The sequence below is a fragment of the Nocardiopsis nanhaiensis genome (assembly GCF_054778635.1).
In genome coordinates this window covers 19,061-41,436 of record NZ_BAAGZJ010000005.1, presented here as the reverse complement: position 1 = coordinate 41,436, position 22,376 = coordinate 19,061, and the positions used below count along the sequence as shown (strand labels likewise).

At 69.0% G+C, this 22,376-nt stretch carries 22 protein-coding genes; 12 read left to right on the top strand and 10 right to left on the bottom strand.

The features are described from left to right. Positions 1–123: 123 nt before the first annotated feature. The 3 genes from ACYVD1_RS03525 to amaB form a co-directional block, all read right to left on the bottom strand. Complete coding sequence (locus tag ACYVD1_RS03525) at positions 124–552, bottom strand: organic hydroperoxide resistance protein (RefSeq protein WP_460767609.1); 429 nt, start codon at positions 550–552, stop codon at positions 124–126. Between the two features lie 62 nt (positions 553–614). Beyond that, positions 615–1,109, bottom strand: a complete 495-nt coding sequence (locus ACYVD1_RS03520) for a MarR family winged helix-turn-helix transcriptional regulator (protein ID WP_460767606.1) — start codon at positions 1,107–1,109, stop codon at positions 615–617. Positions 1,110–1,266: 157 nt separating this feature from the next. Continuing rightward, positions 1,267–2,814: an L-piperidine-6-carboxylate dehydrogenase gene (amaB, locus tag ACYVD1_RS03515; RefSeq protein ID WP_460767603.1), complete on the bottom strand. Its 1,548-nt coding sequence runs from the start codon at positions 2,812–2,814 to the stop codon at positions 1,267–1,269. A 171-nt stretch (positions 2,815–2,985) separates the two neighbouring features. On the opposite strand from amaB, the gene ACYVD1_RS03510 reads away from it, so the two are divergent. The 4 genes from ACYVD1_RS03510 (at position 2,986) to ACYVD1_RS03495 (ending at position 7,880) form a co-directional block, all read left to right on the top strand. Beyond that, a complete protein-coding gene (locus tag ACYVD1_RS03510; RefSeq protein WP_460767600.1) occupies positions 2,986–4,062 on the top strand; it encodes a pyroglutamyl peptidase in 1,077 nt (358 codons plus the stop codon). Positions 4,063–4,192: 130 nt separating this feature from the next. Continuing rightward, the gene (locus tag ACYVD1_RS03505; protein WP_460767597.1) at positions 4,193–5,824 is read left to right on the top strand and encodes a polysaccharide deacetylase family protein; all 1,632 of its coding nucleotides are present in this window, start codon (positions 4,193–4,195) and stop codon (positions 5,822–5,824) included. A 194-nt stretch (positions 5,825–6,018) separates the two neighbouring features. Continuing rightward, positions 6,019–6,996 carry an acyl-CoA desaturase gene (locus ACYVD1_RS03500; protein WP_460767594.1) on the top strand — a complete coding sequence of 326 codons (978 nt, stop codon included), beginning with the start codon at positions 6,019–6,021 and terminating at the stop codon, positions 6,994–6,996. Between the two features lie 155 nt (positions 6,997–7,151). Then, on the top strand, positions 7,152–7,880 hold the full coding sequence (locus tag ACYVD1_RS03495) for a polysaccharide deacetylase family protein (RefSeq protein WP_460767590.1): 729 nt from the start codon (positions 7,152–7,154) through the stop codon (positions 7,878–7,880). A 22-nt stretch (positions 7,881–7,902) separates the two neighbouring features. Here ACYVD1_RS03495 and ACYVD1_RS03490 read toward each other — a convergent pair whose 3' ends face one another. Beyond that, on the bottom strand, positions 7,903–9,312 hold the full coding sequence (locus ACYVD1_RS03490; RefSeq protein WP_460767587.1) for an aldehyde dehydrogenase family protein: 1,410 nt from the start codon (positions 9,310–9,312) through the stop codon (positions 7,903–7,905). 60 nt (positions 9,313–9,372) lie between these two features. On the opposite strand from ACYVD1_RS03490, the gene ACYVD1_RS03485 reads away from it, so the two are divergent. Beyond that, positions 9,373–10,008 carry a TetR/AcrR family transcriptional regulator gene (locus ACYVD1_RS03485; RefSeq protein ID WP_460767584.1) on the top strand — a complete coding sequence of 212 codons (636 nt, stop codon included), beginning with the start codon at positions 9,373–9,375 and terminating at the stop codon, positions 10,006–10,008. 62 nt (positions 10,009–10,070) lie between these two features. Here ACYVD1_RS03485 and ACYVD1_RS03480 read toward each other — a convergent pair whose 3' ends face one another. Beyond that, on the bottom strand, positions 10,071–10,682 hold the full coding sequence (locus tag ACYVD1_RS03480) for a glycosyl-4,4'-diaponeurosporenoate acyltransferase CrtO family protein (protein WP_460767581.1): 612 nt from the start codon (positions 10,680–10,682) through the stop codon (positions 10,071–10,073). A 124-nt stretch (positions 10,683–10,806) separates the two neighbouring features. Between ACYVD1_RS03480 and ACYVD1_RS03475 the strand changes: the two genes are divergently transcribed. The 4 genes from ACYVD1_RS03475 (at position 10,807) to glsA (ending at position 14,909) form a co-directional block, all read left to right on the top strand. Continuing rightward, positions 10,807–11,112, top strand: a complete 306-nt coding sequence (locus ACYVD1_RS03475; protein ID WP_460767579.1) for a YrhK family protein — start codon at positions 10,807–10,809, stop codon at positions 11,110–11,112. Between the two features lie 90 nt (positions 11,113–11,202). After that, complete coding sequence (locus ACYVD1_RS03470; RefSeq protein ID WP_460767576.1) at positions 11,203–11,847, top strand: NUDIX hydrolase N-terminal domain-containing protein; 645 nt, start codon at positions 11,203–11,205, stop codon at positions 11,845–11,847. Between the two features lie 235 nt (positions 11,848–12,082). After that, entirely contained in the window at positions 12,083–13,471 is a 1,389-nt protein-coding gene (locus ACYVD1_RS03465; RefSeq protein WP_460767573.1) for an alpha/beta hydrolase domain-containing protein, read from the top strand. A gap of 163 nt (positions 13,472–13,634) precedes the next feature. Beyond that, on the top strand, positions 13,635–14,909 hold the full coding sequence (glsA, locus tag ACYVD1_RS03460) for a glutaminase A (RefSeq protein WP_460767570.1): 1,275 nt from the start codon (positions 13,635–13,637) through the stop codon (positions 14,907–14,909). Positions 14,910–14,945: 36 nt separating this feature from the next. Here the strand turns inward: glsA and ACYVD1_RS03455 are convergent, their stop codons facing one another. Then, positions 14,946–15,881, bottom strand: a complete 936-nt coding sequence (locus tag ACYVD1_RS03455; RefSeq protein ID WP_460767567.1) for a sigma-70 family RNA polymerase sigma factor — start codon at positions 15,879–15,881, stop codon at positions 14,946–14,948. Between the two features lie 10 nt (positions 15,882–15,891). Further along, positions 15,892–17,082, bottom strand: a complete 1,191-nt coding sequence (locus ACYVD1_RS03450) for an NAD(P)/FAD-dependent oxidoreductase (protein ID WP_460767564.1) — start codon at positions 17,080–17,082, stop codon at positions 15,892–15,894. Positions 17,083–17,535: 453 nt separating this feature from the next. On the opposite strand from ACYVD1_RS03450, the gene ACYVD1_RS03445 reads away from it, so the two are divergent. After that, entirely contained in the window at positions 17,536–17,697 is a 162-nt protein-coding gene (locus ACYVD1_RS03445; protein ID WP_460767561.1) for a toxin-antitoxin system HicB family antitoxin, read from the top strand. A gap of 9 nt (positions 17,698–17,706) precedes the next feature. Here ACYVD1_RS03445 and ACYVD1_RS03440 read toward each other — a convergent pair whose 3' ends face one another. Next, a complete protein-coding gene (locus ACYVD1_RS03440; RefSeq protein WP_460767558.1) occupies positions 17,707–18,309 on the bottom strand; it encodes a hypothetical protein in 603 nt (200 codons plus the stop codon). A 411-nt stretch (positions 18,310–18,720) separates the two neighbouring features. Between ACYVD1_RS03440 and ACYVD1_RS03435 the strand changes: the two genes are divergently transcribed. Next, on the top strand, positions 18,721–19,275 hold the full coding sequence (locus ACYVD1_RS03435) for a Uma2 family endonuclease (RefSeq protein ID WP_460767555.1): 555 nt from the start codon (positions 18,721–18,723) through the stop codon (positions 19,273–19,275). 214 nt (positions 19,276–19,489) lie between these two features. Here ACYVD1_RS03435 and tnpA read toward each other — a convergent pair whose 3' ends face one another. Continuing rightward, positions 19,490–19,918: an IS200/IS605 family transposase gene (tnpA, locus tag ACYVD1_RS03430; RefSeq protein ID WP_460767552.1), complete on the bottom strand. Its 429-nt coding sequence runs from the start codon at positions 19,916–19,918 to the stop codon at positions 19,490–19,492. Between the two features lie 48 nt (positions 19,919–19,966). Between tnpA and ACYVD1_RS03425 the strand changes: the two genes are divergently transcribed. After that, entirely contained in the window at positions 19,967–21,097 is a 1,131-nt protein-coding gene (locus tag ACYVD1_RS03425; protein ID WP_460767548.1) for an RNA-guided endonuclease InsQ/TnpB family protein, read from the top strand. A 111-nt stretch (positions 21,098–21,208) separates the two neighbouring features. Here the strand turns inward: ACYVD1_RS03425 and ACYVD1_RS03420 are convergent, their stop codons facing one another. Next, positions 21,209–22,222 carry a YciI family protein gene (locus ACYVD1_RS03420; RefSeq protein ID WP_460767544.1) on the bottom strand — a complete coding sequence of 338 codons (1,014 nt, stop codon included), beginning with the start codon at positions 22,220–22,222 and terminating at the stop codon, positions 21,209–21,211. Between the last annotated feature and the right edge of the window lie 154 nt (positions 22,223–22,376).

Sequence of the window (22,376 nt, the reverse complement as noted above, 5' to 3'; positions counted from 1 at the left end):
GTGCGTGCGCCACCACCGGTTGGCCGCGGCCGCGGAGCGGTGGGGCGCGGGCCGCGCACACGTCGGGCCGGCCACACCTGGGTGTGGCCGGCCCTCGGTTCGCGGTCCCGCCGGGCGGGAGACCTAGGCGGTCTTCGTGGTCAGCTTGACCTCGATGTTGCCGCGGGTGGCGCGGGAGTAGGGGCACATCTGGTGGGCGTCGGCCACGAGCTTCTCCGCCTCGGCCTGCTCCAGGCCCGGGATGGTGACGGTCAGCTCGACCGCGATGTCCAGGCCCTCGTCACCCTTGCCCAGGCTGACCTGGGCGTCGATGGTGGAGCTGTCGACGTTGGCCTTGGCCTGGCGGGCGACGTTCTTCAGGGCACCGTGGAAACAGGCACCGTAACCGACGGCGAAGAGCTGCTCGGGGTTGGTGCCCGGGCCGTCGTCACCGCCCAGGCCCTTGGGCACGGACAGGTCGACCGAGAGGCGGTCGTCGTCGGTCCGCCCGAAGCCCTTGCGGCCCTCGCCGGAGACGCTGGCGTTGGCGGTGTAGAGAACGTTGTAGGCCATACTGATCCCTCTCTCGGGCCCGACCGTTCGCCGGGCCCCGTGTTGAGCTGGTGTGGTGTGGTTCAGCTTCCGGCGTCGGCGCCGCGGTCGGTTCGCTTGGCGGACCCCTCCACGGCGTCCGTCACCGAACGGGTGACGTGGTCGAGCAGCGCGCGCAGGTCTTTCACCCGTTCTGGGGGCAGGTCGGTCGCGCACAGGACTCGTTCGGGGATCTCCCCGGCCCGGTCGCGCAGTTTGGCACCCTGCTCGGTGATGCTGACGTGGACGATGCGTTCGTCTTCGGGCCCCCGTCTGCGGGTGAGGAGCCCGGCGCTCTCCATCCGGCGCAGCAGTGGTGAGAGCGTGCCCGTGTCCAGGCTCAGGGCCCGACCCAGTTCCTTGACCGGGAGGGTGCTCCGTTCCCAGAGCACGAGCAGCACCAGGTACTGCGGATAGGTGAGGTCCAGGTCGGTGAGGAGCTCCCGGTAGAGCCCGGTCAGTGCGCGGGACGCGGTGTAGAGGGAGAAGCACAGCTGCCGGTCCAGCGCGAGGGGGTTTCCCCCGTCGGCACCTGACATGGACCCTCCCTCTTGTACGTGGCTGCTCGGCACCACTGTACCAGAAACTAATTGCGCACAACATGGTTGGACACAACTAATATGGGACACAACGCCCCCCGGGGAGGGGGAGGCCCCGAGGTTACGGGCCCGCGCCAGCCGGCGCGGGCCCGACGTTTCAGAGGAAGCGCACGCCCTGGGCCAGGGGCAGCTCACCGCCGTAGTTGACGGTGTTGGTCGCCCGGCGCATGTACGCCTTCCAGGAGTCCGAACCCGACTCCCTGCCCCCGCCGGTGTCCTTCTCACCGCCGAAGGCGCCACCGATCTCCGCGCCGGAGGTACCGATGTTGACGTTGACGATGCCGCAGTCGGACCCGGCCGCGGCCAGGAAACGCTCGGCCTCGGCCTGGTCCTGGGTGAAGATCGCCGACGACAGGCCCTGCGGCACCCCGTTGTGCAGTTCCACCGCCTCATCGAAGGTGCGGTAGGTCAGCACGTACAGGATCGGCGCGAAGGTCTCCTCCCGCACCACCTCCGTCTGCCCCGGCATCCGTACGACCGCGGGCTCGACGTAGTAGGCCTCCGAGGCGTCCTTCTCCAGGCGCCGCTCACCACCCACCAGCACGTCGCCGCCGTCGGCCTTGGCCCTTTCCAAGGCGCCAAGCATGGCCTTGTGCCCGCGCTCCCCCACCAGCGGACCGACCAGGGTCGATTCCTCGTAGGGGTCCCCGATGCGCTCGCGCAGCTGTTTGTAGCCGTCCACGACCCGCTCGGTGACCTCGTCGACCACGTCCTCGTGCACGATCAGTCGGCGCAGCGTGGTGCAGCGCTGCCCGGCGGTCCCCGCCGCCGAGAACACACTGCCGCGCACCACCAGGTCCAGGTCCGCGGAGGGGCCCACCACAGCGGCGTTGTTCCCGCCCAGCTCCAACAGGTAGCGGCCCATCCGGGCGGCCACCTTGGGTGCCACGGTCCGGCCCATCGCGGTCGAGCCGGTGGCCGACAGCAACGACACCCGCTCGTCGCTCACCAGGACGTCGCCGACCTCGGCCCCGCCCAGCACCACCCGGTGGACGTCGGAGGGCGCACCGACCTCGGCCGCGGCACGCATGAGCAGCCCGTGGCAGCCCAGCGCGGTCAGGGAGGTCAGTTCCGAGGGCTTCCACACGACGGTGTTCCCGCACACCAGTGCCACGCAGGTGTTCCACGACCACACGGCGACGGGGAAGTTGAAGGCGGTGATCACACCGACCACGCCCAGCGGGTGCCAGGTCTCCATAAGCCGGTGCCCGGGCCGCTCGGAGGGCATGGTGCGCCCGTAGAGCTGCCGGGAAAGGCCCACGGCGAAGTCGCAGATGTCGATCATCTCCTGGACCTCGCCCAAGGCCTCGGAGCGGATCTTGCCCGCCTCGATGGTGACCAGCTCGGCCAGATCGGCCTTGTGCTCGCGCAGCAGCTCACCGAGCCGGTAGACGAGCTGTCCGCGCTCCGGGGCGGGGGTGTCCCGCCAGACAGAGGTGAAGGTGTCCCGCGCCGTCGCCACGGCACGCGTGGTGGACTCAGGGGTGTCGAACTCGACGGGGAACAAGTCCTGGCCGGTGATCGGCGTACGAGCCGCGCCGGGAGCCCCGAGAGGTTCGGGCAGATGGGTTACACCGCACCGTTCCAGAGCGGTCCTGGCCCGGTCGGCGAGGACCTCTGTGTCGGGGAGGGCACCATTGTGCATGTGTTTCTCTCTCCGTTGAGAGGGGGAGTCGGTCACCACTCACCCTGTCAACTCCGGGGCCCCCGGTCCACCCCCAGCGTCCAGACCCCGACCGTGGCGCGGCCCCGCCCCGGCGTGTCAGTGGGAAACGTTAGACTCGCACGGCCCGTACCCAACCCAGACAGCTGGCCCGTGCACCACGACACCACTCCCGAAGAGGACCGCGCTGAACTCCCCGAGCCCCGGCTGGTCCTGGCCCGCTCCGGATTCAGCGCGGCCGAGCCCCTGTTCGCCGCCGACCTGCGCGCGAGCACCGACCTGAGCCAGGCCAGGGAGGCGATCGCCTCGCACGCCTCCCGACTGTGGACCGAATCCACCCGCACCGGGAGCGGCCCCGTCGACGACCGCCCCCTGTACTGGACCCGCCTGGTGCTCTCCTCCCGTCTGCGCGCCTGGGAGCCCTCCTTCCCCCTGTCCGACGCGGAGCGCGACGAGCTCATCCACCTGCTCGACACCACGTCCCGCGGCATCACCGACCTGGACTTCCCCCCGGGTGACCGGTGGGTCCGAGTGGTGGTCACGGGGTTCGACCCCTTCCGCCTGGACGAGGACCTGGAGTGCTCCAACCCGTCCGGCGCCTCGGCCCTGGACCTCAACGGGTGGACCTTCCCCGTGGGGGAGCGCACCGCCGTGGTGCGCTCGGCCGTCTTCCCGGTGCGCTGGGCCGACTTCGACGCCGGACTGGTGGAAGAAGCCCTGGCCGGACAGTACGGGGTGGCCGACGCGGTCATCACTCTGAGCCGAGGCCGCCCCGACCGGTTCGACCTGGAGACCTGGAACGGCGTGTGGCGGGGAGGCGGCCGGGACAACCTGGGGGTGTCCCGGACCGGCCGAGCCCCGGTGCCCGGCCCCCAGGCACCGGAGTGGACGCGCTCCTCCCTGCCCGCGGAGCGGATCGTGGAGGCGGTGGCCGGACGCTACACGGTCGTGGCCAACACCGAGGTGACCGAGGTCCCCGTCGGCGGCGGCGAACCCGTGCGCCGCCCGCACGGCCCCAACCCTGATTCGTCAGCGCGGCGCGGGGGCGGCGGCGACTACCTGTCCAACGAGATCGCCTACCGGAACACGCTTCTGCGCGACCGCGCCGGGACCGAGACCGCCGCCGGGCACGTGCACCTGCCCAAGACCTCGCGGCCGGACGAGCACGTGGACGCGCTGGCACAGGTGAGGTCCATCGTGGCCTCCGTGGCCGGGCGAAGGCCACGGTGAGACACGCGCGGGCGCGGGGCGCGCGATATAATTCGCTTTGCACCCCAAAAGGGGCACTTTCTCACGCTGAGAAACCACACCATCGCCCTGAGGTTATCTTTCGGCGCCACAGCTCCGATATGGTCCCCTCGTGGCTGTCACCTCTCTGCGACGAAATCTCACCCTCAGCGCCGCCCTGGGTCTGCTGCTGATCCCAGGCTGTCACGCTGTGGAGAACGCCCTGCCCTACGCCGAGACCATCGAGTTCTCACCGGACGCCCTCGAGGCGCTGGAGACCCGCACCGTCTCAGTGGAGGCCGACAACAGCACCGTGCGCTACCGGTATCCGGTCCTGGGCGAGTCACACCCGCTGACCATGGCGACCCGGACCGCGATGGCCGAGCGCCAGACGGCGTTCCTGGAGAACCTGTCCGACCGCGGCAGCCCCGAGCTGACCCAGGACGTGGACCTCCTCGCCGTTTCCGACGACGTGCTCGGGGCCAGGGTCACCTCCCACTCCTCGGGCGTGCGCGACAGCGGCACCGAGTCATCCACGTTCTGGTACTCCGCCGCAAGCGACGACGTGCTGCCGTGGACCTCCCTGTTCCAGGACGAGGAAGCTCTGGAAGCCGCGCACCTGGCGGTCGCGGACGTTCTCCAGGACGGCTACGACATGCCGCTGCAAGAGCTGCCCGGCGTGATCGGCGGGGTCGCCGTGCGCGCCGAAGCCGAGGCCGACCCCGACTCCGTCTCGGCCGCCGCCTCCGACCCCCCCGAGGAAGAGACCGGCGGAGAGGAGACCGGCGATACGGGCGACGTGGACGACGGTTCGGCCGACGACGGAGAGGACGGTTCCGCGGACCGGGCACCCGAGCCCGGCGACACCGACCTGACCGACTCGGAGGAGGCTTGGGAGGCCGCTGAGCGCTGGTCGGCCTCTCCACTGGCCGACCTGGCCTTCAGCTCCGCCGGCGGCATGGCCGTGCGCATGGACCCCAGCGAGGTCCCGGGCGCCGGACGGGTCGACGAGGTCCTCCTGCCGGTCGAGCCTGAGGAGGCCGAGGACGTGCTCTCCCAGCTCGGCTACCAGGCCCGCAGCGCCGCCGTCGCCGGCAACGCCGACACCGAGGACTTCCCCTTCGACGGGTCCCTGAGCGCGGAGGGCCACACCTTGGACTGCGAGCAGCTCAAGTGTGTGGCACTGACCTTCGACGACGGCCCCGGCGAACACACCGAAGACCTCTTGGACATGCTCGACGGCTACGACGCCAAAGCCACCTTCTACGTGCTGGGGTCCCTGGTCAGTGAGTTCCCCGAGGTCGTGGAGCGCACCCACGCCGACGGCCACGAGATGGGCAACCACACCTGGAAGCACGACGACCTCACGACCCTGTCCGCCGACGAGGTGAACGCTGACCTGGACCGCACCGACGAGGCCGTCAGGGAGGTCACCGGCGAGGACCCCCTGACCATGCGCCCGCCCTACGGCGCGCTGGACGGAACCGTACGCGGAGCCACCAAGCACCCGATCATCCTGTGGGACGTGGACACCATGGACTGGCAGAGCCGCGACACCGGCGAAGTGGCCGGCCACGCGCTCACCGAGACCAAGCCCGGCAGCGTGGTCCTGTTCCACGACATCCACGAGACCAGCGTCGACGCCATTCCCGACATCCTCGAAGGGCTGCACGGGGAGGGGTACCACTTCGTGACCGTCAGCGACCTGTTCGGGCTGGAGGGCATGGAGCCGGGAGACGTCTACACCGACGCCCAGGTGAACTGAGGGACTGACCGGAAGAGCCGCCCGGTGAGCGCCGGGCGGCTCTCCTCTTCTCCACCGTGGCCTTCACGTCAGCATTGACGCTCGGTTTGAACGTACGTACACTCAATCCCTGGCATCAACTTACGATACCGTAGGTTTCGGTACCGTAAGTTACACAACCGTAGGTAGAACTGCGCACAGCCACGAGGTGAGAGATGACCACGACCCCCCAGAGCCCATCCCTCCAGCAGGATGAGGACCGCCGAAGCGACAGCGGGCTCGAACACGATCTGGATCCGGAGGAACGCGGCCGCGCGGAGCGGCTCACCGTGTTCGGCTACGCCCTGATCCCGCTGCTGGCATTGGCCGCCGCGGTGCCCTTCGCCTGGGGATGGGCTCTGAACTGGGTGGACATCACGATCGGTGCCGTCTACTACCTGATCGGCGGCCTGGGCATCACGGTCGGCTTCCACCGGCACTTCACCCACGGTTCCTTCAAGGCCAAGCGCCCGCTCCGGATCGCCTTGGCACTGGCCGGGACCATGGCCTTCCAGGGAAGTGTCATCAAGTGGGTGGCCGACCACCGCCGCCACCACAAGTACGCCGACGCCGAGGGCGACCCGCACTCCCCGTGGCGCTTCGGCGACGACTGGAAGTCCGTGGCCAAGGGCCTGTACTACGCGCACATGGGCTGGATCTACCTGGACCGGAGGCAGACCTCCCTGCGCCGTTTCGCACCGGACCTGCTCAAGGACAAGGACGTCGTGGCGGTCGACCGATGGGCCGGCACCGTCTTCCTGTTCTCCATGCTGTCCCCGGCGGTCATCGGTGGCCTGGTCACCATGTCCTGGTGGGGCGCGTTCACCGCGTTCTTCTGGGCGAGCCTGGTCCGCTTGGCGCTACAACAGCACGTGACCTGGTCCATCAACTCCATCTGCCACACCATCGGCGAGGAGAACTTCGAGGTCCGCGACCGCTCCCGCAACGTGTGGTGGCTGGCCATCCCGTCCTTCGGCGAGTCCTGGCACAACCTGCACCACGCCGACCCGACCTGCGCCCGCCACGGTGTGCTCAAGGGCCAGATCGACATCTCGGCCCGGGTCATCTGGATGTTCGAGAAGTTCGGCTGGGCCACCAAGGTCCGCTGGCCCAAGAGCGAACGGCTCGCAGCCAAGCGGGTCAAGGCCGCCTAGAACACAACCACCACCCGCCGACCTCTCCCATCCCCTGCCAGGTCGGGGCCGACGGGGTCCATTCCTGGGCCACCGTAAAGAGTCCTTACTCACTCCAAGGTCCTGACCTGGCCTTATCTTTGCCCTACTCGCCCGGGTCGCATACATTTCAACGCGTGAACGTTACCTCTTTGATGCACAAAACCCGTTTCGCTGCGGTCGGCGGGCTTCTGATCGCCTCGGGGTTGGTCGTGGGGCCTGCGGCACCCGCTGCGGCCGGACCCGCCGACGAGGCCCCGGACTGCACCGAGGACAAGTGTGTGGCACTGACCTTCGACGACGGCCCCGGCCAGTACACCGACGAGCTGCTCGACATGCTCGACGAGCACGACGCCAAGGCCACCTTCTACGTGCTGGGCTCCAACGTGGGCGGCTTCACCGATGAGGTGGAGCGCATGGCCGAGGACGGCCACGAGGTCGGCAACCACACCTGGGACCACGCCGACCTGACCACGCTCTCCGCCGAGGAGATCGGGGAGGACCTCGACCGCACCGACGAGGCCATCAGCGAGGTCACCGGCGAGGCCCCCCTGACCATGCGTCCGCCGTACGGGGCGCTCGACGACACCGCCCGCGACGCCGTCGACCACCCCGTGCTGCTGTGGGACGTGGACACCTTGGACTGGCAGAGCCGTGACAGCGACAAGATCCTCGACGTCACCTTGGACGAGACCTCCGACGGCAGCGTCGTCCTGTTCCACGACATCCACGAGACCAGCGTCGACGCCATCCCCGACGTCCTGGAGGAGCTGGAGGACGAGGACTACGAGTTCGTGACGGTCAGCGACCTGTTCGACGACGAACTCGAACCGGGCACGGCCTACACCGACGCCCGGTCCAAGTAGGCGGAGTCCTGCTGGGCCCCCGTCAGAGCATCGTCCGCAGGATCTTCTCCTTGACCTGGGTGATGGGTGCGTAGGCCACCCGCATGGTGTCCATCAGCAGGGACTTGTCCAGGACGGACTTGGTGTGGGAGAAGGTGTCGATGGACGCCGCCGAGTGGTAGGCGCCCATACCGCTCTCCCCCACCCCGCCGAAGGGCAGGTCCGGCACGGCCAGGTGGGCGATCGGCAGGCCGAAGCCCAGGCCGCCCGAGGAGGTCTCGGTGGTCAGTCGGCGCTTGGTGGCTTCGGAGTTGGTGAAGCCGTACAGGGCCAGGGGCTTGTCGCGCTCGTTGACGAACCTGATCGCCGCGTCCAGGTCCGGGACCCGCACGACCGGCAGGATCGGCCCGAAGATCTCCTCCGCCATCACCGGGGTGTCCGGCTGGACGTTGCCGAGCACGGTGGGCGCGATGTAGAGGTTCTCGCGGTTGGTCCGGCCGCCCGCGACCACGTCGCCGCTCTCCAGCAGCGCGCTGAGCCGGTCGAAGTGGCGCTCGTTGATGATGCGCCCGTAGTCAGCGCTCTGCGCGGGGTCGGAGCCGAACATCTCACTGATGGCTTCGGCCAGCTCCTTCTGGAGCTCCTCGGCGGTGTCCCCGACGGCGAGCACGTAGTCGGGCGCCACGCAGGTCTGGCCCGCGTTGGTGTACTTGCCCCACGCGAGTCGGCGGGCCGTGGTGGCCAGGTCGACACCCGGTTCGACGACCGCCGGGCTCTTGCCGCCCAGTTCCAGGGTCACCGGCGTCAGGTGCTTGACCGCGGCGGACATGACGATGCGCGCCACCGCCGAGTTCCCGGTGTAGAAGATGTGGTCGAAGCGTTCTTCCAGCAGGGCGGTGCTTTCCGCGATGCCGCCCTCCACCACGGCGACCGCCTCGCTGTCCAGGTAGCGCGGGATCAGGTCGGCCAGCGCGCTCGAGGTCGCCGGGGAGATCTCGCTGGGCTTGACGACGGCGCTGTTGCCAGCGGCGATCGCACCGACCAGAGGGGACAGGGCCAGGTTGATCGGGTAGTTCCAGGGGCTGACGATCAGCACGGTGCCCAGGGGTTCGCGCACTCGGCGGGCTTTGGCCGGGGCCAGGCTCATCGGCACGGACACGCGCTGCGGGCGCAACCAGGAGGCCAGGTTCTTGAGCGTGTGGTCGATCTCGTTGACCACGAACCCGATCTCGGTGGTGTGGGCCTCCACGGCGGATTTGCCCAGGTCGGTCTTGAGTGCGCTCTCCAGGGTGGTGCGCTCCTCGGTGAGCATGCGCCGCAGGGCGCGCAGCTGGGCGCGGCGCCAGGAGAGCGGCTTGGTGCGGCCGCTGTCGAAGGTGGCGCGCAGCTTCGCGACGATCGGCGGGATCTCGGTGGTCAGAGTCAGGGGTTCAGGAGTCTGGGTGTTGGCCATGCCACAATGCTAAACGAAAATGTTTCGTTTCCAATAGGTGAACTGGCATAAGATTCACCCATGACGACGGACCATCTGCCGGACACCACCGCAAAGGCACCCAACCGGGGCCGGCCGCGGGACGTGAGCCGGGACCGCGCGCTGATGGACGCCACCCTCGCCGAACTCCAGCTGCACGGCTACAGCGGCCTGACCACCGCCGCCGTGGCCCGCCGGGCCGGGGTCTCCACAGCCACCCTCTACCGCCGCTGGCGGTCCAAGGAACACCTGGTCGTGGGGGCCGCACAGGCTTGGGCCGAGAACCTGGGCCCCGATGCCGACACCGGCTCCCTCCGCTCGGACCTGGGCAGGCTCCTGCACGACAAGGCCACCGCACTGGAAGGCTCTTCGGGCCGCCTACTGCGCGCCGTGCTCGGGGAAGCCGCCCACAACCGTGCGCTGGCCGACGTACTGTTCGAGCACTTCGTGCTCCCCCTGCAGGAACGGGTCCTCGCCCTGTTGGAGAGAGGCGTGCAGAGAGAGGAGATCCCGCCGGTGGACGATCCACTGGTCGTGGCGGAGATGGTCATCGGCCCGATGGTCAGCCACACCTTCCTCGTTCCGGCGCAGGCAAGCGGCGACCCCGAGACCAGCCCGGGTAGCGATATCGCCGAACGGCTGCTCCCCTATCTGCTCCGGGCCCTGGGGCACAGCTGAACTGATGGGGGATGAGAACTGGTGGAACGGCACCACCAGCACGACCACCTTTACGTCGTAGATTATGATGCGCGGCCCGTGCGCCCAGTCAGGACCTGGATCCGCACGCGGAGCAGCCTTTGGAGCATGACCGGGTACACGTGCAGGAGGACCCCTAAGCCCAGCAGCCACAGGGCACCCGTCCAGGAGCCCATGGATACGGCGGCCGCGGCCAGGGCCAAGGCGACCGCCAGGCACAGCAGGTGCCCGGCCTCCGAGCTCCGGGTGTGCTGGTCGAGGCCGGTCAGCCCTGCCCGTGTGCCGTCGAACCCGCGGCCGCGTTCAACAACCCTGTTCCACCCGACCGCGCCCAGGACTCGCCCGTACAGGCGCGCGCCGAGCCTCCCGTACAAGGGGACTTCCCAGCGGCGTACGCGGAACCACGCGTGTTGGAGCGGCCCGCTGCGAGCGTCGAGGGCCACGGAGACCCCGGCCATCAGCATGAAGTGCGCGATCCAGGCGAAGACGAAGCCCGTCGGGCCGATCATGATCCACGCGGCGGCGACGGCGGCCGCGGTGCTCACGGCGGCGGCCACGGAGACGATGGCGGCCCGTGCCCGTGACGGAGGCGCGACCGCCTCGCGCACCGTGCCCTCGTCCCGGTCGCCTTGCCCGCCACTCCCCCACCTCGTCATCCGGGACAGCCTACCGACCGGCCTGGTCAACGCGCCGACAGCGGTCCCGTTTCCGGTACGGCGGGCCCCGGGAGAGGAGGATGGTGGTGGATGCACGAGAACGGACCCTCGGAGGGCTGCCACCATGGCCGAGCACAAACCTGAGCGCCCCCTGGTCATGCGGATCGGCCACCACGAACTGGTCGTCCGGCAGCGCTACGAGGCGGTGAGCATCGCCAACGACCTCCTCATCGCGCTGTGGTTCATCGCGGGCAGCATCCTGTTCTTCTTCCCGGACCAGATGACCCTCGGAACGTGGTGCTTCCTGGCGGGCAGCGTGGAATTGCTCATCCGGCCCCTTATCCGACTCAGCCGCCAAGTCCACCTGCGGCGCATGCGGGCACGAGGCCGGCTCCACGGCCTGCCGCCGGAATCGGCACTCGACTACTGAACGCGGCGGCCACCGGACTCAGGCCGCGGATTCATCGGTCGTTCCTCCGCCCCATGCCGAGCACGGCCAGCGCTCCCTAGGGTCGGGAACATGGCAACCACACATTCCACCGAAGAGATCCGGCGCATAGCCATGGAACTCACCGCACAGTCGGAGTCGGGGCTCGCCTACTGCACCGACGGGTTCGACATCGAGCGCTTCCACCGCATCGGCGCACTGGCCCGCGACCTGATGCAGACGGTGGCGCGCGACGACCTCCCGGCCTACGAGCCCGACGTCGCCGCCAGCGCCGGCTACACCACCCCCAAACTCGACGTGCGCGCGGGTGTCTTCGACCCGTCCGGCCGGGTGCTCCTCGTCCGCGAGGTCTCCGACAGGGGCCGGTGGACCCTGCCCGGCGGCTGGTGCGACATCCTCGAGAGCCCCAGGGAGGCGATCGAGCGCGAGACCAAGGAGGAGGCCGGCCTGCCGGTGCGCGCGATCCATCTCGCGGGGGTCCTCGACCGCCACCGGTGGCCGCACGTACCCGTCTACGATCGGCACATCTACAAGCTCCTGTTCGTGTGCGAGCCCCTGGCCGAGCTCGATGCCGCCTTCACCAGCGCCGAGACCAGCGAGGTGGGGTGGTTCGCCATGGAGGACCTGCCGGAGTTGTCCGTGGCGCGGGTCCTGCCGGAGCAGATCGCCCTGCTGCACGAGCACTGGTCGTCGCCCGGCCCGGCGCACGTGGATTGAGCGCGCGCCATCCGGGGCGCGCGGTCAGCAGAGGGTGTCCGGTGCGGCCGGGGATCACGGAAACGGGAGAGCAGGACGCGGGGGATCAGGGAAACGACCAGTGTTGTGCTCCCCCGCCACAGCCCCCGTTGTGGGGGTTTTCGGGCCGCTGTACGTTCACCTCGCCAGGAGTAAACGGGCGCGCTCCCACCCACCGGAGGGGGCTCCCGCGCACCGGAAGGAAAAGGTGGTCGTCATGGCAGCACCCCGACAGGTCATGGGGGCGGTCGCCCTCGGTCTCGGACTCGCGATGACGGCCTCGACGGTCTCGGCCGCACCGGCCCCGGACGAACTCGTCCCCGTGCCGGCACCGGACGTGGAGGGCCCGCTGCCGGGAAGCGCGCCCGGCGACCCCGAGTCCGACGACATCGAGGACACCTACCCGTTCTTCGCAACCGACGCCGACCTGGAGGCGTACGGCTACGTCGAGGAGGAGTTCCTGGTCTCCGGCACCGCCAACAACTACTCCGACGGCGCCGTTGCCTCCGAGCACCCCTACCGGACCCGGGTGGTGGTGCGCCGCCCCGCCCAGGAGCGGGACTCCAACGCGACCGCCCTGGTCGAGTGGCAGAACGTGACCGCGGGCAACGACCTCGACGCGCTGTGGGCGCCCAGCGCCGACCACATCATGCGTTCGGGCTACACGTGGGTGGGGGTCTCTGCTCAGCACGTGGGGGTGTCCCAGCTGGCCGAGTGGAGCCCGGCACGCTACGGCGACCTGGACGTCACCGACGGCGGGGCGGTCGACGACGACCAGCTCTCCTACGACGTGTTCACGCAGGCGGCCCAGGCACTGCGGGTTCCCGGGGGCGGCCCCCTGGCCAGCGGACTCGAGTACGAACAGGTCCTGGCGATCGGCGCCTCCCAGTCGGCCAGCCGGATGACCGTCTACTACGACGAGGTCCTCCCCCACACCGAACCGGTCTTCGACGGCTACGGGTTCATGGTCGGCACCGCCCCCGAGGGCGACCGGCCCGAACCGGTCTTCCACGTGCTGGCGGAGACCGACGTGATCGGCACCGCTCCCCGCCAGGACACCGACACCTACCGCCAGTGGGAGGTGGCCGGTGCGGCGCACTCGGGCTGGGAGGGCAGGGAGGCCCGGGAGGACCTGGAGGAGCGCGACCTGGGCGGCCAGGACGAGTTCGACTGCACCGAACCGCCGTTCAGCCGGGTTCCGCTGCAGCACCCGCTCAACGCCTCCTACGACCACCTGCGGGACTGGGCCGCCGACGGGACGCTGCCGCCGTCCGCCGAGCCGATCGAGCGGAGCGCGACCGACGACGTCCGGCGTGCCGAGGACGGGCACGCCCTCGGCGGGATCCGGCTCTCCCAGCTGGAAGTGCCCACCGCGCTGAACACCGGCGTCAACGACGCCGCCAACCCCGAGAGCGCCTTCTGCTACCTGTTCGGATCCCATGAGCCCTACGGCGAGCAGGAGCTGGCCGAGCGGTACCCGGACCGCGGCTCCTACCTCTCCCAGGTGGTGCGCGTCGAGCAGGACAACCTGCGCTCGGGCTTCGTCACGCGCGAGGACTCCCGGGAGAACTGGCGTGAGGCCCGCGCGGCGGGTATCGGCGGCTGAGCCCGCCGGACGGGGAGCGAGCGCATGTCAGCCGGGCCGTCCGCGGCCCGCGCGGCTACTCTGGTGCCCGCTGTGTGACCAGGCGGTATCCCCGCCCCGGGCGGGAGCGACCCGGGCGGGCCCTGGCGCGCGGCGGCACCGATCCCGAGACGGGGGAACCCTGATGCGCTCACCGATCCTCGACTACCTCGACGGCATCATCGCCGGTACGGGCCACGTCGGCTCCGGGGCCCTGGCCGACTACATCCCCGAACTCGCAGCCGCGGACCCCGACCGGGCCGCGGTCGCGCTGTGCACCGTCAACGGCACCGTGTACGCCAGCGGGGACGCCGACCACCGGTTCAGCATCCAGTCGATGTCCAAGCCCTTCGCCTACGCGCTCGCGGTCGAAGACCGCGGACTCGACGACGTCCTGGACCGCATCGGCGTCGAGCCCAGCGGGGAGGCCTTCAACGAACTGTCGTTGGACCCGGAGACCGGCAAGCCCCGCAATCCCATGATCAACGCGGGGGCGATCGCCACCCACGCGCTCATCAGGCGGGACGACGAGCCCGCCGTGGACCGGGTACTCGCACTGTTCTCCCAGCTCGCCCAGCGGCCGGTCGGGATCGACGAGGCGCTGGCCGCATCCGAGCTCGCCACGGGTGACCGCAACCTCGGCCTCGCCTACCTGCTGCACGCCTCGGGCAGGCTGGACCACGACCCGGCCGCGGCCGTGGAGGGCTACATCCGCCAGTGCTCGGCGTCGGTGACCGTGCGCGACCTCGCGCTCATGGCGGCGACCCTGGCCAACGGCGGGGTCCAGCCCAACACCGGGCTACGGCTGTTCAGCAGGCGCAACACCAGGCACCTGCTCAGCGTGATGGCCTCGTGCGGTATGTACGACGCCGCTGGCGACTGGCTGACCAGCGTCGGCATCCCCGCCAAGAGCGGGGTCGCCGGAGGCATCATCGGGGTGCTGCCGGGCCAGGTGGGCGTGGCCGCGTTCTCGCCCCGCCTGGACGCCCACGGCAACAGCGCCCGGGGCGTGGTCATGATGGAGAAGCTGTCGGAGGATCTGGGCCTGCACCTGATGGAGGCGGGCCGGCCGGCGCGCTCGTCGCTGCGCGAGACCCGCGCGGTGCAGGTCGAGGGCCGTCCCGCGACCGTCTACGTGCTCCAGGGCGACATGGTGCTGAGCAGTATCGAGGCGCTGACCCACGAGCTCATCGAGAACCCGCCCAACACCGGCCTCGTGGTGTTCGACATGAGCCGCGTGGACGAGGTGCTGCCGGTGGCCCGCCGGACGTCGGCGGCGATGGCGGCCAAGCTCATCGACGCCGGACACCGGATCATACTGGTCGACCCCGAGGAGACCGTGGCCGGTTTCCAGGACAGCCAGGGCCGCGCGGTGGAGCGCTGGTCCAGTGAACGCCTGGAGCGCGGCCAAGACTCGTAGGCGGCCCCTTCCAGGGAGCTGCCCCTTCTGCGTCCGTCACCAGGACTCCATGACGGGGTCATCTTGCTCGCTCTGCCGCCACGACTCGGCGAAGCGCTCGAGCCTGTCCTGGGAGGCGACACCGACCACGTCCGCGATCCTTCCGTCCCGGGCCGCGAAAGCCACCACACCCAGGACCCGGTCGCCCAGGGCCGCGACCATGGCGGGGGATCCGTTGACCACGGCAGCGTGGATCGACGGGGAGCCGCCGACCAGTTTCCGCTTCGCGGGGGTGGGTTTGAAACCGGCCCGCAGGAAGGCGGCGGCCTTCTCCGCCCCCGAGCGCCGCCGCACTTTCCCATCGAGTCCCGCGGCGTCGCCGGTCACGGTGGCGTCATCGGTCAGCAGCGCCACCAGCCGTTCGGTCTGACCGGAGGAGGCAGCGTCGACGAACGCCTCCACCACGCGTCGGGCCGCAGCCTGGTCGGTCTTCCCGGACCTGCCGTCGGCCGCGACACGGCGCCGGGCACGGTGGGCGTGCTGCTGGCTGGCGGACTCGCTGATGTCGAGGATCTCGGCGACCTCGGCGTGCGTGTAGGAGAAGGCCTCCCGCAGAACGTAGACCGCCCGCTCCACCGGGGTCAGGCGTTCCATAAGCAGCAGCACCGCCAGGGTCACCGACTCGCGCTGTTCGACGGTCTCGGCCGGGCCCAGCATCGGGTCGCCGTCCAGGAGCGGTTCGGGAAGCCAGTCGCCGACCGCGCGTTCGCGCCGCGCGTTCGCCGACCGCAGGCGGTCCAGGGCCAGGTTGGTGACCACCTTGGTCAGCCAGGCCTCGGGCACCTCGATGTGCCCGGGGTCGGCCGCCTGCCAGCGCAGGTAGGCGTCCTGCACCGTGTCCTCGGCATCGGCGGCCGATCCGAGGAGGCGGTAGGCCAACGAGGCCAGCCGGTCCCGGTTGGCCTCGAAGCGCTCCACTGCGACGGTGTCCACGAAGGCCACGTTAGTCGGCGACCACCTTCCCGGTGCGGAAGGACTCGTCCGACAGCCGGCGCTTGCGCGTGGGCAGTCCGAAGGTCGGGTGGCCCATGGTCCAGGCGACGGTTCTGAGCACGAAGTTCTTGAACCTGGTGGCGGGCCAACCGCGCATCGCCCAGGACTTCGAGCGTGCCTGGCCGTCGACCACCTGGAAGAGCGCGTCCTTCTGTCCCAGGCTGACGCAGTTGCCGAAGTAGCCGAGCGGGACCTTGGCGGTCCGGTGGCCGGTCAGGTCACCGATGATCGCGGCTGTGGCCTGCAGCCTGGTGAATCCCGCCGTGGCGCAGGACATCGGTAGCGGCGCGCCGTTGTTCCCGATGGCGTGGGCGCTGTCGCCGGCGGCGTAGACCTGCGGGTGCGAGACCGAGCGCATCAGCCGGTCCACGATGATCTGGCCGTTGTCCTCCACGTGGAGTCCGCTCGCGGCGGCGAGGGGGTGGACGGCGAATCCGCCCGCCCACACCGTGACGTCGGTGTCGAGTACGTTGCCGTCGGCCGCGACGGCCTTGCCCTCTTCGACCCGATCGATACGGGCATGCTCGTGGAGCTCGATGCCCAGCCGGTCGAAGGCTTTCAGCAGGTGGCGGCGGGCCTTCTCGCCCAGCCAGCCGCCCGCCTCGCCGCTGGTGGCGAGCGAGACCTGAAGGTCGGGCCGGGATTCGGCGATCTCGGTGGCGGCCTCGATACCGGTCAGGTTGCCGCCCACGACCAGAACCCGGCCCTGATCGTCCAGCTGGTCCAGGCGCTGCCGCAACCGCAGGGCGGGGGCTCGCTCGGCGATGTGGAAGGCGTGGTCGCGCACCCCTGGGACGTCGCCGTCCGCGGTGGTGCTGCCCAGCGTGTACAGCAGGGTGTCGTACGACAGCCGTTCGGTGCCCTGGTGCCCGTCTACGGTGACCAGGCGTTGGTCGGCGTCGACCGCGCTGACCCGCGCGACCTTCAGCCGGATCCCGGTGCCCGCGAACATCTCCGCGAGCCCCATCCGGCGCAGTTCCTGTCCGGTGGCCAGCTGGTGCAGGCGCATCCGCTCCACAAAGTCGGGTTCGGCGTTGACGACGGTGATCTCGAAGTCGCCGGGGTGCAGGTGTCGAGCGAGGTATCCGGCCGCGGCGGCTCCGGCGTAGCCAGCCCCGAGGACGATGATGCGGTGCCGCATGTTCGTGCTCCTGTCCGTTCGCGTGTCCTTTGAACGGAGCAGCTCCCGGATCCCTGACAGGAGTGGGATGTGACATGGGTCACTTGAAATCGAAAGGTCACCTTTACGACGTAGATTCTCATGTGGGCTTCTGAGCTTCGGCCCCCTGTTGACGTCCCACCCGTCCAGATCTCCCCGCTCGAACTCCTTCGGCCGACTGATGAGGATCGCCAGCAGCCGAGCGGAGCTGTCGCCCGTCTTCCAGGGTTCACCCGCCAGGTCCTGCTGTATCTTCGGCCGCTTCGCCACTGCGCGCAGTTTGCCCAGGTTCACCGTCAAGTGCGGCCTACTCGGCTATGACCCCGTCCACCGTCGTCTCAGCCATCCCGGCCTCACCTGCACCCGCGTGCTTCAGTGTCGTCATGACACTAATCTCACACCGGCCAGACGTCATTTTTCGTCTATCGTGGAGGTATGGATGAGGACAAGCGCATCACACTGCGGCTCCCCGCGGACCTGCACGCGCGTCTGGCCGACCAGGCCAAGCACGAACGGCGGTCACTCAACTCAGAGATCGTGTACCTGCTGGAGACCGCGCTGGGAGGCGCCGGTTCGCCTGGCAGCGAATCGGCTTGACCTGACCCGCTACGCGGGAGAGCGGATTCCTCCCCGGCCTGAAGGCCGGGGCATCCTCCGAGAGATCAGGTGGGCTCGGGTCCAGCGCCGAGTCAGCGGGGGCCGGTTGTGCGCGGTGAGGGGCTCCTCCCCCAGCTCCTCGCGGCAGGCGTTGATCTCGGCGAGCACCAATTCGGGATAGTCCTCAGCCGGGACGAGGAGTTCCAGCACGCACGGCAGTTGGTAAACGGAGCGGCCGCGGTTGATGTCCTCGGCGAAGAAGTCGAGGGTCTCCGAACGGGTCAGTTTACGGACCACACCTGCCGCGGCCAGGTCATCGATGGCGCGCTTGAGGCTGCTGACGCTGAGGGTTCCGCCGGAGCGTCCGGCCAGGTTCTCCAGGAGAAAGAAGCACCAGCGGCCGTCCACGTCGACCGCGTCGGAGATGGCCATGAGTGCTGACAGGGAGCGTAGCGTGGGGATCAGACCAGCACGGTGCATCCGCTGCACCCAGTTCGCCAGGATGAACCCGACCCCCTTGAACGCACCCTGGGGACGCTTGCGGGGCGCAGAGAACCTGGCCGGATTCGGGGTTTCGGATGCGCTGGAGAGGTTCGAGGCGGTAGACTCCATGACGAGTCGCCTTTCTTGTTGAGAGGGTTTAGGTGGCTCAGTCGACAAACCTGTTGATGCAGGCGTCGGCCACAACCCGGCCAGGTGTTGACGCACCCGGTCGGGTTTTTTCTTGTCGGGATTCAAGTTAGCGGAACGAACAGGAGTTCGCCGGGGTTTCCCTCAAATCCGCACATGCGAGAGCATCGGCAAAACCCGCAGACCCGAAATGCGAAACTTCTCCGCCTTGTGTGATGCCTTTGGACGTCCGTCTCCGCTCGTCCTGCGGGATCCCTTCGCACACGCCTACATTGAAGGACGGGTTCGCGGCGACATCGTCGCCCGGGCCGTCGGCATCACCTCTGGCACCGCGCAAGGAGCCTCATAACCATCGCCGAACACCACCCACCGCAGGAGACTCCGAAACGCCCGATGCGCCCCGAGCTGTTCGAGCACCTCGCCGAGCAGGCGTTCGAGGCCGACCGCGTGCGGATGGAGATGTTCAACGGGAAGGTCTGGGTCCACAGGGTGACCGACGGAGCGCACGCCGGAATTCTCGCGTGGCTGATGCGCGAGTTCGTGGCGCATCGCCCCGACCTCGACCTGATCACCAGCGGACTGGGGCTCAAAGTCGATAGCTACCGCAAAGGGCGGTCCCGACCCGACGGCGTTCTCGTTCCGGTCGGCCATTTCGACGATGCGGGTGAGTGGGCCGACCCCGAAGGCGTCCTCGCCGTCGTCGAAGTGACCTCGTGGGACGCCGACACCCACGCCCGGAACCGCGTCGAGATGCCCGCCGCCTTCGCGGCGACGGTCATCGGCGTCTACCTGCTCGTGGACCGCGACGCCAACGCGGTCGTGGTCCACAGCCGTCCCGTCCAGGGCCAGTACCTGGATCGCAGTGCCCATCCCTACGGCGAGGCCGTCCCGGTCCCGGGCACCGGGGTCGTCCTGGACACCGGTCCTCTCGAACGCTTCACCCGCTGACGGCCAAGGCCTGGTCAGACAACCCCGCGCACGGTCCTGGGTGTCGCGCATATCCGTACCGGCCTCGAACTCACGGCCTTCGACGCAGTTGCGAGGCGGGACGCCGGGTCTTCAACCTGATCTAGCCAGGAATCCCGGCCCTTGAGGGCTCGGGAGGAATGGCTTCTCTGGATAGGGGCAACCCGCACCCAAGCACGGGTCTGCACGGTCCACCTCAGCCAGGCCGCTTCTGGCTCTCGATGTACTCCTGCACCACGGCCAGCGGTGCGCCGCCCGCGGACGCGGCGAAGTACGAGGGGGACCACAAGCGCTCGCCCCACAGGTACCGCTTGATGTGGTCGGCGTACTCCTTGCGCAGGTAGTGGGCGGAGACACCCTTGAGCGAGCCGACGAGCGTGGACAGCTTGACCTGCGGCGGGTAGTGGATGAGCAGGTGGACGTGATCGCGCTCGCCGTTGAACTCGCGCAGCTCCACCTTTGCCTTGGTACACACCTGCCTCATGATCTCCTCACACCTGGCCAGGATCTGGTCGGTGAAGACTGCGCGCCGGTACTTCGGGACGAAGACCAGATGCGCGTGCAGGGTATAAACGACGCTACGACCACGGCGGATATCGGGATTTGGTTCCCATCTAGGTGACATAGACACGATGCTATAGTGCTCGTATGAAGATCGTCGTGCAGGTGCGCCATGCCGAAGCCCGAGGTGGCCTCGGCTCTTGAGCACACCCTGCGCACGGCCAACGACGCGGCGAACTGGCTCTCGAGCCAAGCACACGCGCAAGGCCAGACCTCCCGCAAGGCATTGCAGGGCTTGGCCTACCTCGACCTGAAAGGACGGGGCCTGTCAGCTCAGCCCGCGCTGCACGTCCTGCGCAAGGTCGCCGACGCGTACTCGACGCTGAAGGCCAACATCGGGGCCGGAAACCTCGGCAAGCCGGGGTCGAAGCGGCGCCGCAAGGCCCAAGCGAAGCCCATCACGTTTGCAGGCGACGCTGCCCAGCCCTATGACGATCGCTGCCTCTCCTGGCAGGTGGACGAACAGACCGTAAGTATTTGGACCACGTCCGGGCGCATACGCGGGGTGCCCTTCGCCTGCTCCGAGCAGGCCCGCAAGCTCCTCGCAGAGCACCGCAAGGGCGAAAGCGACCTCGTCCACCGCGACGGTAGGTGGTTTCTCATCGCCACCTGCGAGGTTGCCGAAGCCGGGCAGTACGCTCCGGACGGCTTTATCGGCGTGGACCTGGGCATCACCAACATCGCCACCACCTCCACCGGCTATCGGGCCGCAGGACGGGGCCTGAACCGGCACCGCAAGCGGCAGCTCGACCTACGGGCCAAGCTCCAGAAGAAGCGCACCAAGAGCGCGAAGCGGCTCCTGAAGACCCGCGCCCGCAAAGAGGCGAGGCACGCCGCGAACGTCAACCCCATCATCTCGAAGAAGATCGTGACCGAGGCTGAACGCACCTCGAAGGGTCTGGCCCTGGAAGATCTGGGCGGTATCCGGCAGAGGGTACGGCTGAGGAAGCCCCAACGGGTCACGCTCCACTCATGGGCCTTCGCCCAGCTCGGCCAGTTCCTTGAGTACAAGGCCCGCCGCGCTGGCGTCCCGCTGGTGTACGTCGATCCGGCGTACACGAGCCAGGAATGCGCCGAGTGCCACCACATCGAGAAGGCCAACCGGGTCGGCCAGGCCCGCTTAATCTGCCGGGGGTGCGGGGTCGTTGCCCACGCCGACCGGAATGCTTCCCCCGTGATCGGCCACCGAGGCCAGACCGTGTGGAATGCGGGGCGTGAGTCACGCGTCCCGGCCACCCCGTAACGGGGTGTCTGGACGGAGGAGCCCATCCCAGCAGCCAGTTGGGCGTTACCTCCAAGCCCGGCCCTTCAGGGCTCGGGTGAAGTTGACCCACACCCGTCGGCCAGCAGTGCCTCACTCCTGAGGGCGGTAGCCGTGTTCGGCCAGCCATTGCCGGGCACGCCCCAGTGCACGCTCCTCACCGATGACCGTCCATGCGGACAACTGATCCCCTCCCTCGTCGTGGATCGTGTCCTTGAACCTGCGGAACGCCCCTCGCCCGTCCAGTGCTCTCCGCAGCCGCCCCCGCAGTTGAGGGTCCGCGACCGTCTCTGCGAAGTCCACCATGTCCAGGTAGACCTCCCGGCTTCCGGGAACGATCTCGATCCGCCGCTCTTCGACCGTCTCGTCGAGGTCCTCGTCCTCGTCCTCGAAGTCACCGAAGGACAGCACGCCCAACAGGACTTCACCGGTCAGCGGGTCGAAGGAGCCCGCACCCTCGGCGGGGTCGGTATCCAGGGCTTCGACGAGCATCTCCAAGTCCACGGGGGTAGGGGCCAGTTCACCCTCCCCTGGCTTGTCCCCCAGGGCCCGCTCCAGTTCTTCGGCGAGAACGTCGTCCCCGACCCAGTCCCGTTGGCGCAGCCCGGCCGCGCACCGCCGCGCCAGTGCGGTCAGCCCGGTCGATCCGGAGTTCAAACGGCTGAGCACCGCGGAACCCGCACGCTGCAACACCGGTTCAAGCGGCCGACCTTCCAGCGAGTCGGCGAGGTCTGGAGCACTGGCCCGAAGCCGACGGTACTGCTCGGGCACCCACTGTCGGCGGGTCTCGTCACTTCCAACTACCGGATCCACCGATTCAACGAACCATTCCGTCAGCTTCGGATGCATACGTCCCGGCAGCACGGAGATGATCTCGTAGGTCGCTATCCCGTGGCGAACGAAGGGGTCCTCTGCGGCGATCCGTTCAACACGGGCACGATCGCCCCGGGCCAGGATCACGCCGCCATCCTCAACCGGTTCGGTCTGTCCTGAGAGCAGGAAGAAACCATGGGAATGGTGGCGTTCCAGGTAGGCAACATGTCCGTCAACATGGGGCGTGGCGTCAATCGGCGAGCCGGAATAGCGCAATATCAGCACGTGAAGCATGCGAACCATCATCCCTCGCTTCACTGCGACCCGAACACACGGCGGAGGGAACTCTCCATCGCTTGCCCGGCGGGGCAGCGCGGGGCGGTTGTACTCCGGTCGCGTCCGGAGAGAATCGGGTGCACGGTCGTTGCCGTCTGCCAGAAGGGTCCAG